The organism is Stenotrophomonas sp. GSD10, from assembly GCF_056172695.1.
This window is the reverse complement of record NZ_JAOCMC010000002.1, coordinates 1,969,588-1,985,526: the sequence shown is the minus strand read 5'-3', so window position 1 is coordinate 1,985,526 and position 15,939 is coordinate 1,969,588. Positions and strand designations below refer to the sequence as shown.

General features: G+C 67.1%; 10 protein-coding genes and 6 pseudogenes. 5 read left to right on the top strand and 11 right to left on the bottom strand.

Features of this window, described 5'->3' with window-relative positions; all coding sequences use genetic code 11:
* Positions 1–5: 5 nt before the first annotated feature.
* From N4G47_RS09430 to N4G47_RS09395, 8 genes and pseudogenes are all read right to left on the bottom strand, one after another.
* Positions 6–1,078: pseudogene (locus N4G47_RS09430) on the bottom strand (SAM-dependent methyltransferase).
* A complete protein-coding gene (locus N4G47_RS09425) occupies positions 1,075–1,860 on the bottom strand; it encodes a DUF1295 domain-containing protein (protein WP_475286690.1) in 786 nt (261 codons plus the stop codon). The pseudogene N4G47_RS09430 and the gene N4G47_RS09425 overlap by 4 nt, the downstream one beginning before the upstream one ends.
* Positions 1,857–2,405 carry a DUF2878 domain-containing protein gene (locus N4G47_RS09420; RefSeq protein ID WP_475286688.1) on the bottom strand — a complete coding sequence of 183 codons (549 nt, stop codon included), beginning with the start codon at positions 2,403–2,405 and terminating at the stop codon, positions 1,857–1,859. The genes N4G47_RS09425 and N4G47_RS09420 overlap by 4 nt, the downstream gene beginning before the upstream one ends.
* A gap of 1 nt (position 2,406) precedes the next feature.
* Positions 2,407–3,664 (bottom strand): annotated as a pseudogene (locus N4G47_RS09415) (class I SAM-dependent methyltransferase).
* Entirely contained in the window at positions 3,661–4,428 is a 768-nt protein-coding gene (locus tag N4G47_RS09410; protein ID WP_475286686.1) for a DUF1365 domain-containing protein, read from the bottom strand. Before N4G47_RS09410 ends, N4G47_RS09415 begins: the two are co-directional and overlap by 4 nt.
* A pseudogene (locus N4G47_RS09405) lies at positions 4,425–5,701 on the bottom strand (NAD(P)/FAD-dependent oxidoreductase). The gene N4G47_RS09410 and the pseudogene N4G47_RS09405 overlap by 4 nt, the downstream one beginning before the upstream one ends.
* Position 5,702: 1 nt before the next feature.
* Positions 5,703–6,652 (bottom strand): annotated as a pseudogene (locus N4G47_RS09400) (acyl-CoA desaturase).
* A gap of 70 nt (positions 6,653–6,722) precedes the next feature.
* On the bottom strand, positions 6,723–7,490 hold the full coding sequence (locus tag N4G47_RS09395) for a hypothetical protein (RefSeq protein ID WP_475286684.1): 768 nt from the start codon (positions 7,488–7,490) through the stop codon (positions 6,723–6,725).
* A gap of 130 nt (positions 7,491–7,620) precedes the next feature.
* On the opposite strand from N4G47_RS09395, the pseudogene N4G47_RS09390 reads away from it, so the two are divergent.
* Together N4G47_RS09390 and N4G47_RS09385 are read left to right on the top strand one after the other, a co-directional pair.
* Positions 7,621–8,238: pseudogene (locus N4G47_RS09390) on the top strand (sigma-70 family RNA polymerase sigma factor); the annotation flags it as partial.
* Between the two features lies 1 nt (position 8,239).
* Positions 8,240–8,914 carry a ChrR family anti-sigma-E factor gene (locus N4G47_RS09385; protein WP_475286682.1) on the top strand — a complete coding sequence of 225 codons (675 nt, stop codon included), beginning with the start codon at positions 8,240–8,242 and terminating at the stop codon, positions 8,912–8,914.
* Positions 8,915–8,980: 66 nt separating this feature from the next.
* On the opposite strand, the gene N4G47_RS09380 is transcribed toward N4G47_RS09385, so the two are convergent.
* Positions 8,981–11,161 carry an AsmA family protein gene (locus N4G47_RS09380; RefSeq protein ID WP_475289920.1) on the bottom strand — a complete coding sequence of 727 codons (2,181 nt, stop codon included), beginning with the start codon at positions 11,159–11,161 and terminating at the stop codon, positions 8,981–8,983.
* A 143-nt stretch (positions 11,162–11,304) separates the two neighbouring features.
* Positions 11,305–11,865: a fasciclin domain-containing protein gene (locus N4G47_RS09375; protein WP_475289919.1), complete on the bottom strand. Its 561-nt coding sequence runs from the start codon at positions 11,863–11,865 to the stop codon at positions 11,305–11,307.
* A 63-nt stretch (positions 11,866–11,928) separates the two neighbouring features.
* Between N4G47_RS09375 and N4G47_RS09370 the strand changes: the two genes are divergently transcribed.
* From N4G47_RS09370 to N4G47_RS09360, 3 genes are all read left to right on the top strand, one after another.
* Positions 11,929–12,450, top strand: coding sequence for a hypothetical protein (locus N4G47_RS09370; RefSeq protein ID WP_475286680.1), 522 nt, complete (start codon positions 11,929–11,931; stop codon positions 12,448–12,450).
* A gap of 98 nt (positions 12,451–12,548) precedes the next feature.
* Positions 12,549–13,781, top strand: a complete 1,233-nt coding sequence (locus N4G47_RS09365; protein WP_475286678.1) for an SHOCT domain-containing protein — start codon at positions 12,549–12,551, stop codon at positions 13,779–13,781.
* 149 nt (positions 13,782–13,930) lie between these two features.
* Positions 13,931–14,200 (top strand): hypothetical protein, encoded by a 270-nt coding sequence (locus N4G47_RS09360; protein WP_475286676.1) that lies wholly within the window; start codon positions 13,931–13,933, stop codon positions 14,198–14,200.
* Between the two features lie 37 nt (positions 14,201–14,237).
* Here N4G47_RS09360 and N4G47_RS09355 read toward each other — a convergent pair.
* Positions 14,238–15,880 (bottom strand): annotated as a pseudogene (locus N4G47_RS09355) (fatty acid--CoA ligase).
* Between the last annotated feature and the right edge of the window lie 59 nt (positions 15,881–15,939).

Genomic DNA, 15,939 nt, shown 5'->3' with positions numbered 1-15,939 from the left:
TCACCTCAGCGGGGGCGGAACAGGTAGTGGGCCACCAGCCATTGCTGGCCGCCGTCGTAGCCGAACAACTCGGCACAGGCCATCCAGAACATCCGCCAGCGCTGCCACCAGATCCGGGCGGCGGCCTCGCCGTAGGTGGCGATCAGCACCGGCATCACCCGCTCGCGTGCCGCATCCTGGTTGGCCAGCCAATGCTCGGCGGTGCGCTGGTAATGGGTGCCATCGAGCAGCCAACGCTGCTCCAGCCGCAGGTCGTGCTGGAAATGCAGCAGGGTGTCGGCCGCCGGCATCAGGCCGCCGGTGAAGAAGTGACGGCCCATCCAGTTGTCGCCGCCATCGGTCTCGAACGGGTACATCAGGGTGCGATGCGCGAAGATGTGCACGAACAGCGCGCCATCGGCCTTCAGCCAGCGGCCGATGCGCTGCAGCAGCTGCGGGTAGTTGCGTACATGCTCGAACATCTCCACCGAAACGCAGCGGTCGAACCGCGCGTCGGGCAGCGCCAGCTGGTTGACGTCACAGGTGAGGACCTCGACGTTGCCCAGCCCACGTGCAGCGCACTGCGCCAGGATGTGCTCGCGCTGGCTGTGCGAGTTGGATACGGCGGTGATCCGCGCATCTGGATAACGCTCGGCCATCCACAGCGTCAACGAGCCCCAGCCACAGCCCAGCTCCAGGATCTGTTGGCCATCGGCCAGCGCAGCGCGCTCGCCATACAGCGCCAGCATCGCTTCCTCGGCCTGGTCCAGGCTTTCCTGCCCGCTGGCGTAATAGCAGCTGCTGTACTTCAGGCGTTTGCCCAGGCAGGCCTGAAAAAGGTAGCGGGCACCTCGTAGTGCTGGCGATTGGCCGCGTCGGTGTGCAGTGCCACCGCGCTGCCGGCCAGCTCGGCAAGGCGCTGCCGGAAGCGCGCGGACTGACTCTCGATGCCGCCGCGCGTTTCTTCATGCAGGCGCTGCGCGCACAGGCGGCGGATGCCCGCGCGCAGCGCCGCATCGGGCACCAGGCCGCGCTCGGCCCAGGCGATCAGGCCGGTCTCTTTCGTGTCGCTGGCGGGCAATGCAACGGTGGCGGTCATTCTGGCTGCTCCTGGGTACGACGGGGAAACCACGGGAAGAACATCGGCGTGCTGCGCTGGTAATCGCGATAGTCGTCGCCGCGGCTGCGCAGGGCCTGTTTCTCGGTGAACGGGATGCCGCTCAGGTAGCGCAGGAACACGTACATCAACAGGGGCCCGGTCCAGGCCAGCCACCACAGCGGTGAGCCCACCGCCAACAGCACGTAGGTGAACCAGTGCAGCCATTCGAAGAAGTAGTTGGGATGCCGCGAGTACCGCCACAGGCCGGTACGGCAGGTCCGGCCCTGGTTGGCCGGATCGGCGCGGAAGCGTGCCAGCTGGCGGTCGGCCAGCGCTTCACCGCCCACACTCAGCAGCCACACACCCACGGCCGCCAGCAGCCAGGGCGACAGGCCCGCGCGTGGGTTGGCGGCAGCGGCCACAAAGGGCAGGGCGAACAGGGCCACCAGCAGCGCCTGCGCCATGAAGAAACCGAAGATCCGCCGTTGATCGCCCTGCCAGTGCTCGCGCAGGTAGCGGTAGCGCCCGTCCTCGCTTTCATGGCGCACGCGATGCCACAGGTGCAGCGCGAGCCGGCTGCCCCACAGGCCGCCGAGCACGCCCAGTGCCACCCGTGGCGCCGTCGCGCCGTCACCCAGTACCGCCAGCAGCAGGGCCGATGCGCCTACGCCTTTGGCCCACAGCACATCGACCACGCCGATATTGCGGTGGCGACGTTGCCAGGCCCAGCCCCAGCACATGATCAGCACCGCGTACAGCAGCACCCACAGCAGCGCGCTCATGGTGACACTCCTGCAAGCGGTGGCGTCGGCGTCGCCGGTGCCCAGCGCCGAGCGGCAAGGCACAGCACAGACAGCGCGATGCTCCAGCCTGCGCCGAGCAGCAGCACGCCGCGCCAGGCCGGCGCGATGAACCGAACGGCGTCGAAGCCGCGCGCGGCGGAAAGATAGGCCAGTGGTGCCAGCAGCAGGCCGAACAGGAACGGCAGCGCGGCATGGCGCTGCAGGAAGCGAATCGACGAGGTGAGCGTCATCGCGAACGCCGCCCACAGCGCCAGGATCCACGGTGGTGGCGCCCAGCCCAGCGGTGCTGCGGCATAGCGCACGGTGCCGCTGGCGGCGGCGCTGGCATCCACCAGCCAGGCGCACGCCATCGCCAGCAGGATCAACCGCAGGTCAAGGCGGATGTGGGGAGAGCTCGACAGCTGGCTGCCGATGTACAACGCCGCACTCAGCAGCGCAGGCCACTGCCAACCGCGGCCCGCGCCGGCCACGGCGCACAGCCACACCAGCTGGTTGCCCACCAGGTTGACCCAGGGCCGGCGCATCTCAGCCTTCCCGCCCCGGCGCCAGGCTCGGTCGGTGATCCGGTCGCGCCATCAGCAGGTGCGAGACCCCGATCGAGCGCTCCAGGAAGCCCCCTCGCAGTACGCCAGGTAGAACTCCCACAGGCGGCAGAACCGCTCATCGAAGCCCTGCGCATGCACCGCCGCCCGCTGGGCCAGGAAGCGCCGGCGCCAGGCCCGCAGGGTCAGCGCATAGGAATGGCCGAAGTCCTGCTGGGCGATCAGCTGCAGATCGCTGGCGCGGGTCTTGGCGGTCATGATCGCGTTGATCGAAGGAATGAAGCTGCCCGGAAACACGTAGCGCTTGATGTAGTCCACGCTGCGTCGCGCCTGTTCGTAGCGGTGGTCTTCGATGGTGATCGCCTGCAGCAGCGCCAGGCCATCGGGCTTCAGCAGCCGCTGCAGGGTGGCCATGTAGGTGTCCAGATACTCGGCGCCGATGGCCTCGATCATCTCAATGGACACCAGCTTGTCGAACTGTCCCTCCAGGTCACGGTAGTCCTGCATCAACAGGGTGATGCGGTCCTGCAGGCCGGCGGCGTGCACGCGCTGGGTGGCCAACGCGTGCTGCTCGGCCGAAAGCGTGGTGGTGGTGACATGACAGCCATGATGGCGCGCGGCATGCAGGGCGAAACCGCCCCAGCCGGTGCCGATCTCGATCACCCGGTCCCCGGGCCCCAGCTGCAACTGCCGGCAGACCTGTTCCAGTTTGCGCTGCGAGGCCGTCTCCAGCGATTCGGTTTCACTGGCGAACAGGGCCGAGGAGTACATCAGGTCGGGCGACAGGAACAGACTGAAAAAATCATTCCCCAGGTCGTAGTGTGCCGCGATGTTGCGGCGGCTTCCTTCGCGGCTGTTGCGGCGCAACCGGCCCCACCCGCGAAGCAGCCAGCCGCCAATACGGGCCGGGCCGTGCTCCATGCCGTCCAGCAGGTCGCGGTTGCGCACCAGCAGCTGCACCAGCCCGACCAGGTCATCGCACTGCCATTCGCCCAGGATGTAGCTCTCACCGGCGCCGACGCTGCCCTGTGCGGCCACCCTGCGGAAGAAGGTCGGATCGTCGATGTGCAGCGTGACCCGCAGCGCGGCATCCGTTTCCCCAGCCAGACCTCGCCGAGCGCATCGCGCACACACAGGCATCCACCCCGCATCGGTGCCAGTTGTGCCAGCAGTCGCCGGCGCAGGAAGGTATCCAGGGCGCCAGGCCGGGGCAGGGCCACGGCGGGGGTTGCGTCGTTCATCGTGGCTTCTCGGCAAGGGAAGGGTGGTCGTGCACCGGGTTGCGCTTGAACCACAGGCGCAGGGCCTGCCAATGGATGGCCGCCACCACCTGCACGGTCATCAGCGGATAGCAGGCCAGGACCCGCGCCAGGCCGCGCCCGTCCAGTGGGCGCCGCCGCAGGGTCTGGGTCGCGTCGAACTGGCGCACGCCGTCCTGCAGCACCTGCATGTGCACGCGCAGATCCTGCCCGGGCAGGCTGAAGCGCCAGTCGTAACGGCAGTCCATGGCCATGAACGGCGAGACATGGAAGCTCTTGTCGAACTGCCAGCGCAGCGAAGCGCCTTCGCGGCTGGCGGTCGCCACCGGCAGGACGTAGGCGTGCCGCTCCTTCCATGGGGTGTTGGTGATCTCGGCAACGATGCACTCCAGCGTGCTGCCGTCAGCGGCATAGCAGTAGTAGAAGCTGACCGGATTGAAGACATGCCCGCCGTAACGCAGATGGGTCAGCAGGCGCACCGGCCCGGCCGGGCGATGGCCGAGGGTGGCCGCGGCCTGATCACGAATCGCCTCGGCCAACGGCCTGGCCGCATCGCCGAAGTAATCGCTGCGGCGGAACTCGGCCAGGTTACGGCGGTTCACCGACCACAACCAGCGACCGGCGAACACCGACTCCAGTTCGTCCAGATCGAGCAGCAGCTGCGCGACCGGGTAGCGGAACTGATGGGGGTGTGGCTGGTGCCGGCGATGCACCACCTGGCCGAAGTAGAGGGCGCTGGCGCTCACGCAGCCACCTCTCCCGGTACCGGCACCGGCCGTTGCTGCATCTGTCCGCGCAATGCATCCACCACCTGCCGCGCACTGCGGATGCCATCCTCATGGAAGCCCCAGCCCCAGTAGGCCCCGGCGAACCACGTATGGCGCCGTCCCTGCAGCTCGGCCCAGCGCTGTTGCGCGCGCACTGCGGCGTGGTCGTGTACGGGGTGGGCGTAGTTCAGGGTGCGCAGCACCTTGGCCGGGTCGATGGCCTGGCTGCGGTTGAGCGTGACCACCAGCGGCGTGCGCCCCGGCAGGCCCTGCAGCAGGTTCATGCAGTAGCTGACGGTACAGGCCGCATCGGGGTCGCGCGGCACATGGGCGTTCCAGGCGGCCCAGGCCTTGCGGTTGCGCGGCAGCAACGAGGCGTCGGTATGCAGCACCACCTCGTTGTCCTGGTAACGGATGGCGCCCAGGACCTCGCGCTCGGTAGCGTCGGCATCGCGCAGCAGCGCCAGTGCCTGATCGCTGTGGCAGGCCAGGATCACCTCATCGAAGCCCTCCACGCCGGCTGCGCTGCGCACCCGCACGCCGTGCGCCATGCGCTCGATGGAATGGACCGGGCAATGCAGCCGTTCATGCACCCGCCAGCGCTGGCGCAACGCATCGACATAACGCGCGGAGCCGCCACTGACCACCCGCCAGGGCGAGCGGCCGCGAATCTGCAGCATCTGGTGATTGGCCATGAACTGGGCCAGGTAGCGGGCAGGAAACGCCTCTACGGTGGCGCTGGGCGAGGACCACAAGGCCGATGCCATCGGCAGCAGGTGCTCTTCGACAAAGGCACTGCCGTAGCGCTGGCTGCGCAGGTACTGCCCCAGCGTCGGCCCTTCGGACTCGGACAGCAATCGTGGCGCATCACGATAGAACCGGCGCAGATCCGAGAGCATGCCCCAGAAGCGTGGCGAGACCAGGTTGCGGCGTTGGCAGAACAGGCCGTCGAGCGAGGTGGCGTTGTATTCCACGCCACTGCGCTCGCTGTGCATCGAAAAGCTCATGGTGGTCGGCTGCGAGGCCACCCCAGTTCATCGAACAGGGCCGTCAGCAGCGGGTAATGCAGCGGGTTGAAGACGATGAAGCCGGTATCCACGGCCAGTTGAAGGCCGTCGACGTCCACCTGGTGGGTATGGGTGTGGCCGCCCAGATGGTCGCCCGCCTCGAACAGCGTGACCTCGTGTTCTCCGTCCAGCCACCAGGCACTGGCCAACCCTGCAATGCCCGATCCGACAATGGCGATGCGCATGTCAGTACCTCGCCTTGGCCAGCACCCAGGCCGGAATCGGCTTGAGTCCTTTCACCAGGCCCAGCAGCGCCATCACGCGCAGGCCGTACCAGGTCAGGTCGACCTCCCACCAGCGGAACCCCTGGCGCACCGTGCCGGGGAAGAAGTGATGGTTGTTGTGCCAGCCTTCGCCGAAGGTCAGCAAGGCCAGCCAGAGATTGTTGCGGCTGTCGTCACGGGTATCGAAGCGGCGGCGACCGAAACGGTGTGCCAGCGAATTGATGGTGACGGTGGCGTGGAACAGCACCACCGTTGAAATGAAGAAGCCCCACACCAGCAGTTGCGGCCCATCGGTGTGCAACGCCGGCGCCCAGCGCTGCAATGCTTCACCGGTGGCATAGAGGCTGGCAGCGAGCAGCACCGGCACCGCAGTATCGAAGCGGTCCAGCCAACGCAGCTCGGGAAAGACCGCCAGATCCGGTATCCGTGACAGATCGGTCGCAAAGGCGTCACGGGTCAGGAACCAGCCCATGTGGCTGCGCCAGAAGCCGCCCTCGCGCGGCGAGTGCGGATCCAGCGGCTGGTCGGCATGGCGGTGGTGATGGCGATGGTGCGCGGCCCACCACAGCGGCCCGCGCTGCACGCTGGCGGCACCGATGGCCGCAAACACGAACTGCACCCCCGCGAGGTCTGGAAGGTGCGATGGGAGAAATAGCGGTGATAGAACGCGGTGATGGCAAACATGCGGACCGCGTAGAGTGCCGCGGCGACGATGACCGCCGTCCACGAAATGCCCACCCAGATCACCGCCAGGCAGGCCAGGTGCATCAGCGCGAACGGCACCGCACGCAGCCAGTCAATACGCTCGCCGCGCTCGATTGCAGCGTCGGGCGCACTGCCGGTGTCGAACCACCGTTGCAGTGTGCGCAACAGGCGATGGCGACGACGGGGTAGGGACTCGACAGCGGCCATCATGCGATCCGGGTGGGCGTCTGCATCCTCTACGCAGCATCGGCGGGTTTGGATGCAGAGCGTGTGGAATTCACTTCTCCGTAACAGCGCAAGTGGCGACCAGCGGCTGTGCCCATGCGCGCCGCCACTGCGCTTCGTCGCTCGGCTCTGGTGCGGTGGCAAAGCGCACCACAACCTGTGGGTAGCGGCCGTGGGCATCGCGCAGATTGCTGGTGCCGCGGAATTCGAGCAGGCGTCGATCGGCATCGGCATAGGTCAGTGCCAGGCGCGGCGCGACGCTTCCATACCACGCATCCAGGCCCACCTCGAAGGACTGCGCGGCGATGTTCTTCCAGCGCACCGCGCCGCGGTGGACAACCTTGACCGGAAAGAAGCGCTGCCGGCCAGGCACGAGGAAGGGCATGCGCACCACCTCACCGCGCATCAACGCCTGCCAATGCAGGCGGATCGCGGCGTCGAACCCGGCATCGACCACGGCGCCCTCGGGCAGTTCGAGCTCACCCGTGCGCGCCGTGGCGGACTGCGATTCCTTCCACAGCACCTCCACCTTGGGGCCATCGACGCGCACGCTCGCCTCCTGGCCGCTGCGCCGGTCCTGCAGCTGATAGCCGCGGGCCTGCACCAGGTTGCTGGAGGGCAGCCGCTTGCGGGCGAAAGGGGCGCCCTCCGGGCACAGATACTGCACCCAGCGTTCGGCACCTTCCTCGGTGCCTTGCATCCAGTGCACCTCGCGATAGGCCGGCGTGCCATCGGCGAGGCTGGCCGCTCCCTCGGTTCGCAGCATCGGGGTGGACCAGGCCGCCTGGGGCAGGCACAACAGGAGCCAGGCGATACGCATGCGCTTGCTTCCGGTGGGGGTTGCAGAGCCTACGGCCGGCTCAGGCAGATGGATGCAGCGGTGGCCTGCATCCAGTTGCGTCCTTCTGCCGTAGAGGAGGCGAACCTTCACCCGCCCGCCGCGAACGCAGATGTACCCTGACGCCGCCCCCACCTCCCATGACTTCGACACCGCCCGCATCGTGTCCAGTTCCCAGCAGCCGAACAACGAGCCGATGAACTGGAGCGGCGACATGGACGGCGTCGCGCGCCTGCGCGACCGCGACTGTTTCATGCGCATCTACGACCACTTCATGCCGCGGCTGTGCGTCTACCTGCGTGGTCTGGGCGCTCCCGCTGCGGTGGCCGAGGAACTGGCCCAGGAATGCCTGCTGCGGCTGTGGCTGCGTGCGGCCGATTTCGACCCCGCCCAGGGCGCACTGAGTACCTGGCTGTATCGCATCGCGCGCAACCTGCACATCGACCGGGTGCGCCATGAGCGCGGCTGGATGCAGGTGCAGGCGGCGGTGGAAGAGGCTGCCAGCGCCGATCTGGTGGAGCGCAGCAGCGCAGAACAGTTCGCCGACCAGATGCGGCTTCGCCAGCGCATCAATGAACTGCCAGCCGTACAGGCACGGCTGGTGCGCATGTCGTACTTCGAAGCCAAGAGCCATGCCGAGATCGCGCAGGCGCTGGGGATGCCGCTGGGCACGGTGAAATCGCACCTGCGGCGCGCATTCCTGCAGCTGCAGGCGAGGGTAGGGGTGGCGCATGAGCCCGCGCCACCACCTGCACGAATCTACTCTGATGAGCTACGCCGCCGGCGCCTTGCCTGCGCCGTTGAGCGTGGTGGCAGGCGTCCATCTTGAGCAATGCCCACACTGCCGGAAGCGATTGCGTGAGGCTGAAGCCATCGGCGCGGCCCTGCTGGAACAGACCCAGCCGGTGACGCAGGAATCGCGGCACGCGCAGTTGCGCGGCGCCATGCTGGCGCAGCTGGATCTGGCCGGCGAGGCCACCCCGCGCCGTGCGCCTGCGCCCCGTGGCCGCGTCGAGCCCGGCGCCGATCCCGACGCCCTGCCGGCATCGCTGCATCCGTACTTCGGGCGCTCGCTGCGCAGCCTGCCGTGGCGTTGGATGGCGCCCGGCGTGCACTGCATCCGCGCCGAGCAGATGCCGTCGCTGATCATGCTGAAGATCGCCCCCGGCAAATGCCTGCCGATGCACAGCCACGGCCGCTCGGAACTGACCCAGATTCTGCAGGGCTCCTACAACGATGCACTGGGCCTGTTCACCCCGGGCGACATGGCCGATCTGGATGAGGACATCGAGCATCAACCGGTGACGGCTCCTGGCGTGCCCTGCATCTGCGTGTCTGCGCTGGATGCACCGCTGGTGTTCAGTGGCTGGCTGGCGCGGAAGATCCAGCGGTTCGTGAAGCTTTAGGGTGGCTGCTGGATCAACGACGGATCCTGCCCAAACTGACTCCCCACGACGGGCCGGCAGGGCAGATCAGCCTCCAGCGCCGGTGGCACCCGGCCCGTCGCTGGAAGGCAGCAGCGGCGGGCGCTGATCAAACCACTCGCGCGCGTTGATCAGGTGCCATTGACGCCGGTCGCCCTCCAGCTCGACGCCTGCACCGAGCACGCCCCAGCGCAGATAGAGGTCGCCGCGCTTGCGGCGCTCCAGCAGGTCCAGCCGTGCACGCACCGACAAGCGCTGGTTCTCCGCCCTCAGGCCATCCACGACCAGATGGCCCGGGCGCCATTGCAGTCGCGCCTGCGCGTCCACCCGGCCCGAATCCAGCAGCGACAGTGTCCAGCGCGGGTAGTCGGTGCGCTCGGCAAACAGCGCCAGCAAGGGCCGGGCATCACTGAGCGTGAGGTCAGTGGTGGCATCCACCTGGAACGGGGATTGCGCGTCGATGCGTCCCTGGCGGAAGGCCACATCGCCTTGCCAGGACGTCGTGCGCGGTGCCCCATCGACCTGCACATTACGCAGCGCGACGGAGGTGCCGGACAGGTCGAAATGGCGTTGGCTGAAATCGCCCCGTCGCAGCGTGGCATTCACTTCAATGTCACCGCCCATGCCCAAGCCGGCCACCTCGGCCCTCGCACTGCGTCCGAGCAGGCGTGCGCTGCCGTGGCCGACGCGGCCTTCGGTATCCAGCGTGACATCACCGGTCAGCACGCCCGAGCCTTTCAGCAGTCGGACCTGCCGGCTGCCCAGATAGCGGTTGTAGGCGGCCAGATCGGGAATGTCGGCCTCGCTGAAGCGCAGCCGTGCGCGTACACCCTTGCGCAGTTCCTGCAGGCGTCCATCGCCACTCAGGTCCAGCGCAAGGTCCCGGCCATCGAACAGTCGCACGTCCCTGGCGTCGCTCGGGCGTGCGCTGAAGCGTGGCAGGCGCACCGCAAGCAGCGCCTGGCGGGGTGTGCCTGCCTTCAACTCGCCATGTGCACTGGCCGTGCCGGCGAGACGAACGCCGGCGACCTCGGCCACCGCCTCAGCGGCAGGAATGTCCACCGTACTGCCTTCGATCAGCTCGCCATTGCGCAGGCGCAGGTCGGCTTTCAGCGTGCCGCCGCCGTCCAGTTGCAGCCAGGGCTTGCGCACGAACAGGGCAGGGATCCAGTTGAGCGACGTGAAGGCCCATTCGCCACGCACCGTGCCTGAGCTGCGCTCCAGCAGCTGGGAGGGCTGCTGGAACGGGATGTCGCGGCCGAGGATATGCAGGTCCGCGTCGACTTCGGCACCCGAGCCCGTTCGTGGCGGCAGGCGCGCCTGCAGGCGCAGATCGTCGGCCACATTCAGCTGGAGCGCGAGCACGCCGCGATCGGGTGCACCGTCGCCCATCTGCAAGGGCACATGCCAGAGCGCATGGTCACCGGGCTGGAGCTGCCCGTTGGCAAGATGCAACTCGGCGCGCAGCCGGCCGGCCACGGGCGAGCTGGCAACCTTCGGCCGCAGCGCCTCGGTATCCATGCGCAGGCCCTGGCTGCGGGCATCGACGCTCAGCGCGGCGGTCAGCAGCTTCAATTTGGCCAGGCCCGGCGCCTGGTCGCGATAGTGGCGCGGATAGCTGAAGCGCGCAGTGAGGTTCATGTCGCCCAGCAACTGCACGCCATCGAAGCTGGTGTCGGCTTCCTTGAAGGTGACGGTGGAGTCGAGCAGTTCCGACGGGCCACCGCGCAGCTGCTTGACGAAACCGACCGTGCCCTGGCCCTGACCGATGATCAGCAGTTTGCCAAAGCGGGCGCTGCGGATGCTGTCGCTGTGAATCGCATCAAAGCGCAGTGTCCAGCCCTGGTCGCTGCGCGGTGGCGAGGGAATGGCCTCCTGCACGCGGCTGATCTCGGCTGAAACGCCGGTGGCCTGCAGTCGTGGCACCCGCACCTGGCGCTGGAACAGCGGCAGCACGGCCAGCCGGGCGCTGGCGCGCTCGGCGTGCAGCACGTACACCGTATGGTTCACATGCCCGCGCATATGCACGTTCCAGGCAATGACATGCCCGGGCAGCACGGTGATGGCCGGACCCGTGGTCATCACGAATTTCTGGGGCTTACGGTTGGTGACCTGATCGAACAGCGGTGTATTGAGGAACAGGTTGCCGGCCAGCAGATAGACGGCATAGACCACAAGCAGTGCGCGCAGCGCCACGCGTAACGGTCGGGGCCAGTGCCGGTAGCGCATCAGGATCAGGGTTTCACCTTCCAAGGCGGGAGAACGCCACTATTGCCGAGCACGTGGCGGCAGGGTGTGAACGCTGGCGTGACGCGTCACGCAGACAGACGGCCACGGCGGACACGGCGAGCGTATCCGCCGCAGTGCCGCCGCTACTTCGGCATCAGTACCGAATCAATTACATGGATCACGCCATTGGACTGGGCGACGTCGGCAATGCTGACCGCGACCTTTCCGCCCTTGGCATCGACAAGCCACAGCTTTCCGTCGTGCAGCGCAACGGTCAGTGGCTCACCTTCGACGGTTTTCAGGGTGGCCTTGCCGCCATGCTTCCGGGCATCGGCCATCAGCTGCATGGCGCTGTAGTTGCCGGGCACCACGTGGTAGGTGAGGATCCGGGTCAGCTGGGCCTTGTTTTCAGGCTTCACCAGCGTATCCACCGTACCGGGCGGCAGCTTGTTGAAGGCCGCATTGGTGGGTGCGAAAACGGTGAAGGGGCCTGCACCATTCAGGGTGTCAACCAGGCCGGCGGCCTTCACGGCAGCCACCAGGGTGGTGTGGTCCTTGGAATTGACCGCATTGGCGACGATGGTGCGGGTCGGATACATCTCTGCACCACCGACCATGACCGGGCCGGCTGCAAAGCTGATCGTTGCGGCGGAAGCGAATACAGCCAGACCTGCGGCAGTGGCAATACGCTGGAGAACGTTCACGGTACGTCCCTCGATTGGGCGCCCACCAGATGCGGGCACCTAAGCTACGTTGCCGGCACGCAGATGGATGCAGCGCTTTGGGTGAGGGCTCAAGAATGCCGGTCTGCGGCCGCTAGCGGGAGCGACCACAGGAAATGGAGCAGCAATGGATTCCACTCATCCGCATGGAGACGTGCATGGGAAGGTGCGGGGGCCGCGACGAAGGACTATCCCCATTACCTGAATACAACAACGCAATCCGAAGAGCAGGTCTACCTGCGCGTCAACCTCACCCTGTTGCGCAACGCACTGCGCGGCAACTCGCTTTGGGCGGACACGGCGTTCCAGCGCGATGACGAAACCTTCAAGGCGTGGAAGTACGACGGCGCCATGGCGACGATCCTTGAGGGCGCCCCGATCTACACCCCATGGTTGGGCAGCGAACACGGACGGGTACGCATCGTCGATGGACGGCACCGGTTGTATGCGCTCATCGATCTGGGCTACTCGCACGTGCGGATCGTAACCGACCCCTGGCATGCCCCAGTCCTGGGCGCACTGGTCGATCCGGTCGACAGTGCACAGGATCACAACGCGCACCCGTAGCGTCCGCCAGGCCATCGCTGCGCGAGGCGGCTGCCGGCCATCGGCACACGCTACAATCGCCGGATTCATCAATGCGAACGGATTCCCAGGGGGAAGCAATGAAGAACGGAATTCTCGGCGGATCGCTGCTGCTGGTTGCAGCATTGGCCACGCCTTTTACCAGTTCCGCGCAGAGCGGCTCGCTCAAGAGTCAGGCCAAGGCGGCAGCCAAGGAGATGCGCAGGCTGGGAGAGCCGATGGATCGCTGCAATCTGGCGGCCACCACCAATGACACGGCGGTAGTCACCAGTGTTTCCGGCGGTAACGTACTGCAGCCGGGCGACCGCCTGCTTGCCCTCAACGGCCAGGATGTCGCCGGCAGATCCAAGGATGCAGTGGGTGTCGTGCTCAGGGGTATCGGACCCGACGTGACCGTACCGGTGGTGGTGGAACGCGCCGGCACCCGCACGGAGCTGTCGCTGCCGTGTGGCAATGCCCGGTCGCGCATGGAGGCGGTGCTGAGCGGCCTGGATGCCGCTGCGAGCGGTAATTACCAGGCGTGCGCCGATACGCTCAGTGCACGCAAGGATCTGGGTGGCAGCATGGCCGTGCTGGCGGCGCAGTGTGGCGAAGCCGCCAAGAGCATCGGCCCGTCGCGGCAGGCCGAACTGATCCACGAAGCGCTGAAGCAGCGAATCGCCGAGGCGCAGTGGGAGCCGGACGCGCGCAGCAACATGATCGATGTCATGCGCAAGCAGCGGGTGCTGATCGAAAAGTACCTGGGCGAGAACCGATACGCCGAGCTGGTGGCAGCAACCGAGCGTTGGCCGGGGGCGGAAACGCTCTATAAGCGCACCGAGATCGACCAGAGCCAGTTCCGCCGTATTGCCCAGGAAGCGGTGCGTGGCCGCCTGTTCGACCCGGAATCTGCCCGCATCGACATGCCCTACGGTTTCCTGCGCGGCAGCTGGAGGCCGCTGCTGCAGAAGGCCGTGGACGGTTACTGGACCTGCGGCACGGTGAACGCCAAGAACCGCATGGGCGGCTATGTGGGAACCAATGCGTTTGTCGTGGTCCTGGGTGAAGAGGGCCAGGTGAAGTACCTGGAAATGGGCAACAGCCGCGAACTGGACCTGGTGGGTACGGCGTGCGCCAAGGCCGTGGCCTCACTGCCGCCGGCACCGGCGGAAACCGCGACGCGAGCAGGCAGCGCGGGCAGCGGCAGCGGCAGCGCAGGCTCGCTTGCCGATGAACTGAAGCAGCTGGCCGAGCTGAAGGCCAGCGGCGCGCTTACCGAGGCCGAGTTCGAAGCCGCCAAGCAGCGCGTACTGTCCAACGGCAAGACCCCGTGAATGGCCGCCGGTTCGCGCAGGAGACGCCGCCCGGCTGAACGCCGGGTGCCTCCTGCCGGACTGGCGATGCAGTTTCGGAAAAGTACGATGTTCATCGGGCCTTTGGCCCGTTAGCGTTGCGGTGGATCACCCCCTTACAGGATTCCGCCATGCGCTATCTGGTCGTACTCGACCCGCAATCCACCACCAGCAGGTGCTACGCCAGCAAGGGCCCGGACGGCACCTGGTTTGGCCAGCCATGCGTGGTGTGCTCCGAGCTTGATGCCTCGCACCCCACCTACCTGTTCGCGGTGCGCTCGTTCATGCACGGTGCCCGCACCATCAAGCAGCGAATCCACTTTCCGCATGAAGCGGTGGCATTCGTCATCGAGGACGAGCACGAAACCGGCACCCACGTTGGATTCCGCCAGCTGGCCTGACGCACCGGCCACCCCACCCGCAGGCGCGCAACCGCCCTCAGCCAGGGCTTCCCACCGCCGGGTCATGCAGGCAGCGCAGCTTCTTCTTGTTGATCTTGCCGACGCTGGTGCGCTCGAGTGAGGCCACGAACTGCACGCGTTCGGGAATCGCGTAGCGGGAGATGTCGCCGGCGCGACTGCGCGCCGCCACCTGCTCGATGATCTCGGCCTCGGTCACCTCGCTGCCGGCGTGGGTGACCACCAGCGGCAGCGGGCGTTCGCCCCATTTCGTATCGGCGATGCCGATCACCGCCACCTCACTCACCGCCGGATGCAGCGCGATGATGTCCTCCAGCGCGAGCGAGGAGATCCATTCGCCGCCGGTCTTGATCACATCCTTGATACGGTCGGTGACCCGCAGGTAGCCGCCGCCATCGATGTTGCCGATGTCTCCGGTATGCAGATAGCCGCCGTCCCACAGCGCGGCCGAGGCGTCCGGGTTGTGCAGATAGCCCTGGGTCAGCCAGGGCGCACGCACCACTACCTCGCCGGTGGCGATGCCGTCGTGGTCAACATCACGCAGGTCGCCATCGACGATGCGCAGGTCGACCAGCGGCACCGGAATGCCCGCCTTGGTGCGCAGCGACAGCGCTTGCTCCGGCCCGTCAGCGGCGTCGATGTCGATCTGGGCCAGGGTCAGCAGCGGGCAGGTCTCGGACATGCCATAGCCGCCGAAGATGTCGATGCCGCGCGCCAACGCCCGTTGTGCCAGTGAACGCGGCAGCGCGGCGCCGCCGACGATCACTTTCCAGCGGCTCAGGTCGGTACCCGCGGCGGCGGGATGCTCCAGCAGCATATGCAGGATGGTCGGAACGCAGTGCGAGAAAGTCACCTTTTCGCGCGCGATCAGTGCCAGCAGCGTGCCCGGCAGGTAGCGCCCCGGGTAGACCTGCTTGATGCCCAGCAGCGTGGCCACATAGGGCACCCCCACGCGTGCACATGGAACATCGGTGTGATTGGCATGTAGACATCATCCCGGTGCAGCCGGCCCTGGCTGGCGGCACTGCCCAGCGCGGCCATCGCCGCCAGCGAATGCAGCACCAGCTGCCGATGGCTGAAATAGACCCCTTTGGGCAGGCCGGTGGTCCCGGTCGTATAGAACGTGGTCGCACGGGTGTTCTCGTCGAACTCCGGGAAATCCGTGACGGGCGTGGCCTGGCGCAGAGCCGCCTCGTACTCGGCGGCGAAGCCGGCCGGCACCGGGCCATCGTCATCCTGCAGCAGCACGCGCGTGCGGATGTCCGGCAGCTGCCCGTCGAGGCTGTCCAGCAAGGGCAGGAACTCGCGATGGACCAGCAGCACCCCCGCGCCGCTGTGGTTGAGGGTATAGGCAATCTGTTCCGGGGCCAGGCGGATGTTCACCATCATCAGCACCGCGCCGATCATGGGCACGGCGAAGTAGCTCTCCAGATAGCGGTTGCTGTCCCAGTCCATCACGGCCACGGTATCGCCCTGCCGCACGCCCAGCGCGGTCAGCAAGCCCGCCAGCCGGCCGATGCGCTCCTGCAACGTGCGGTAGTCGAAGCGGACATGGTCGCCGCACACGATCTCCTGCTGGGGACTCATCGCCAGTGGCGTCAGCAGCAGCTGCTTGATCAGCAGGGGATAGGCATGTGCAGTGTGATCAGAGGTGGATGGCATGGCGCTTCCTTGTGGGAACCCGGCCTGCGGCCGGCGTGTGTCAGCCCACACTAGTCCTG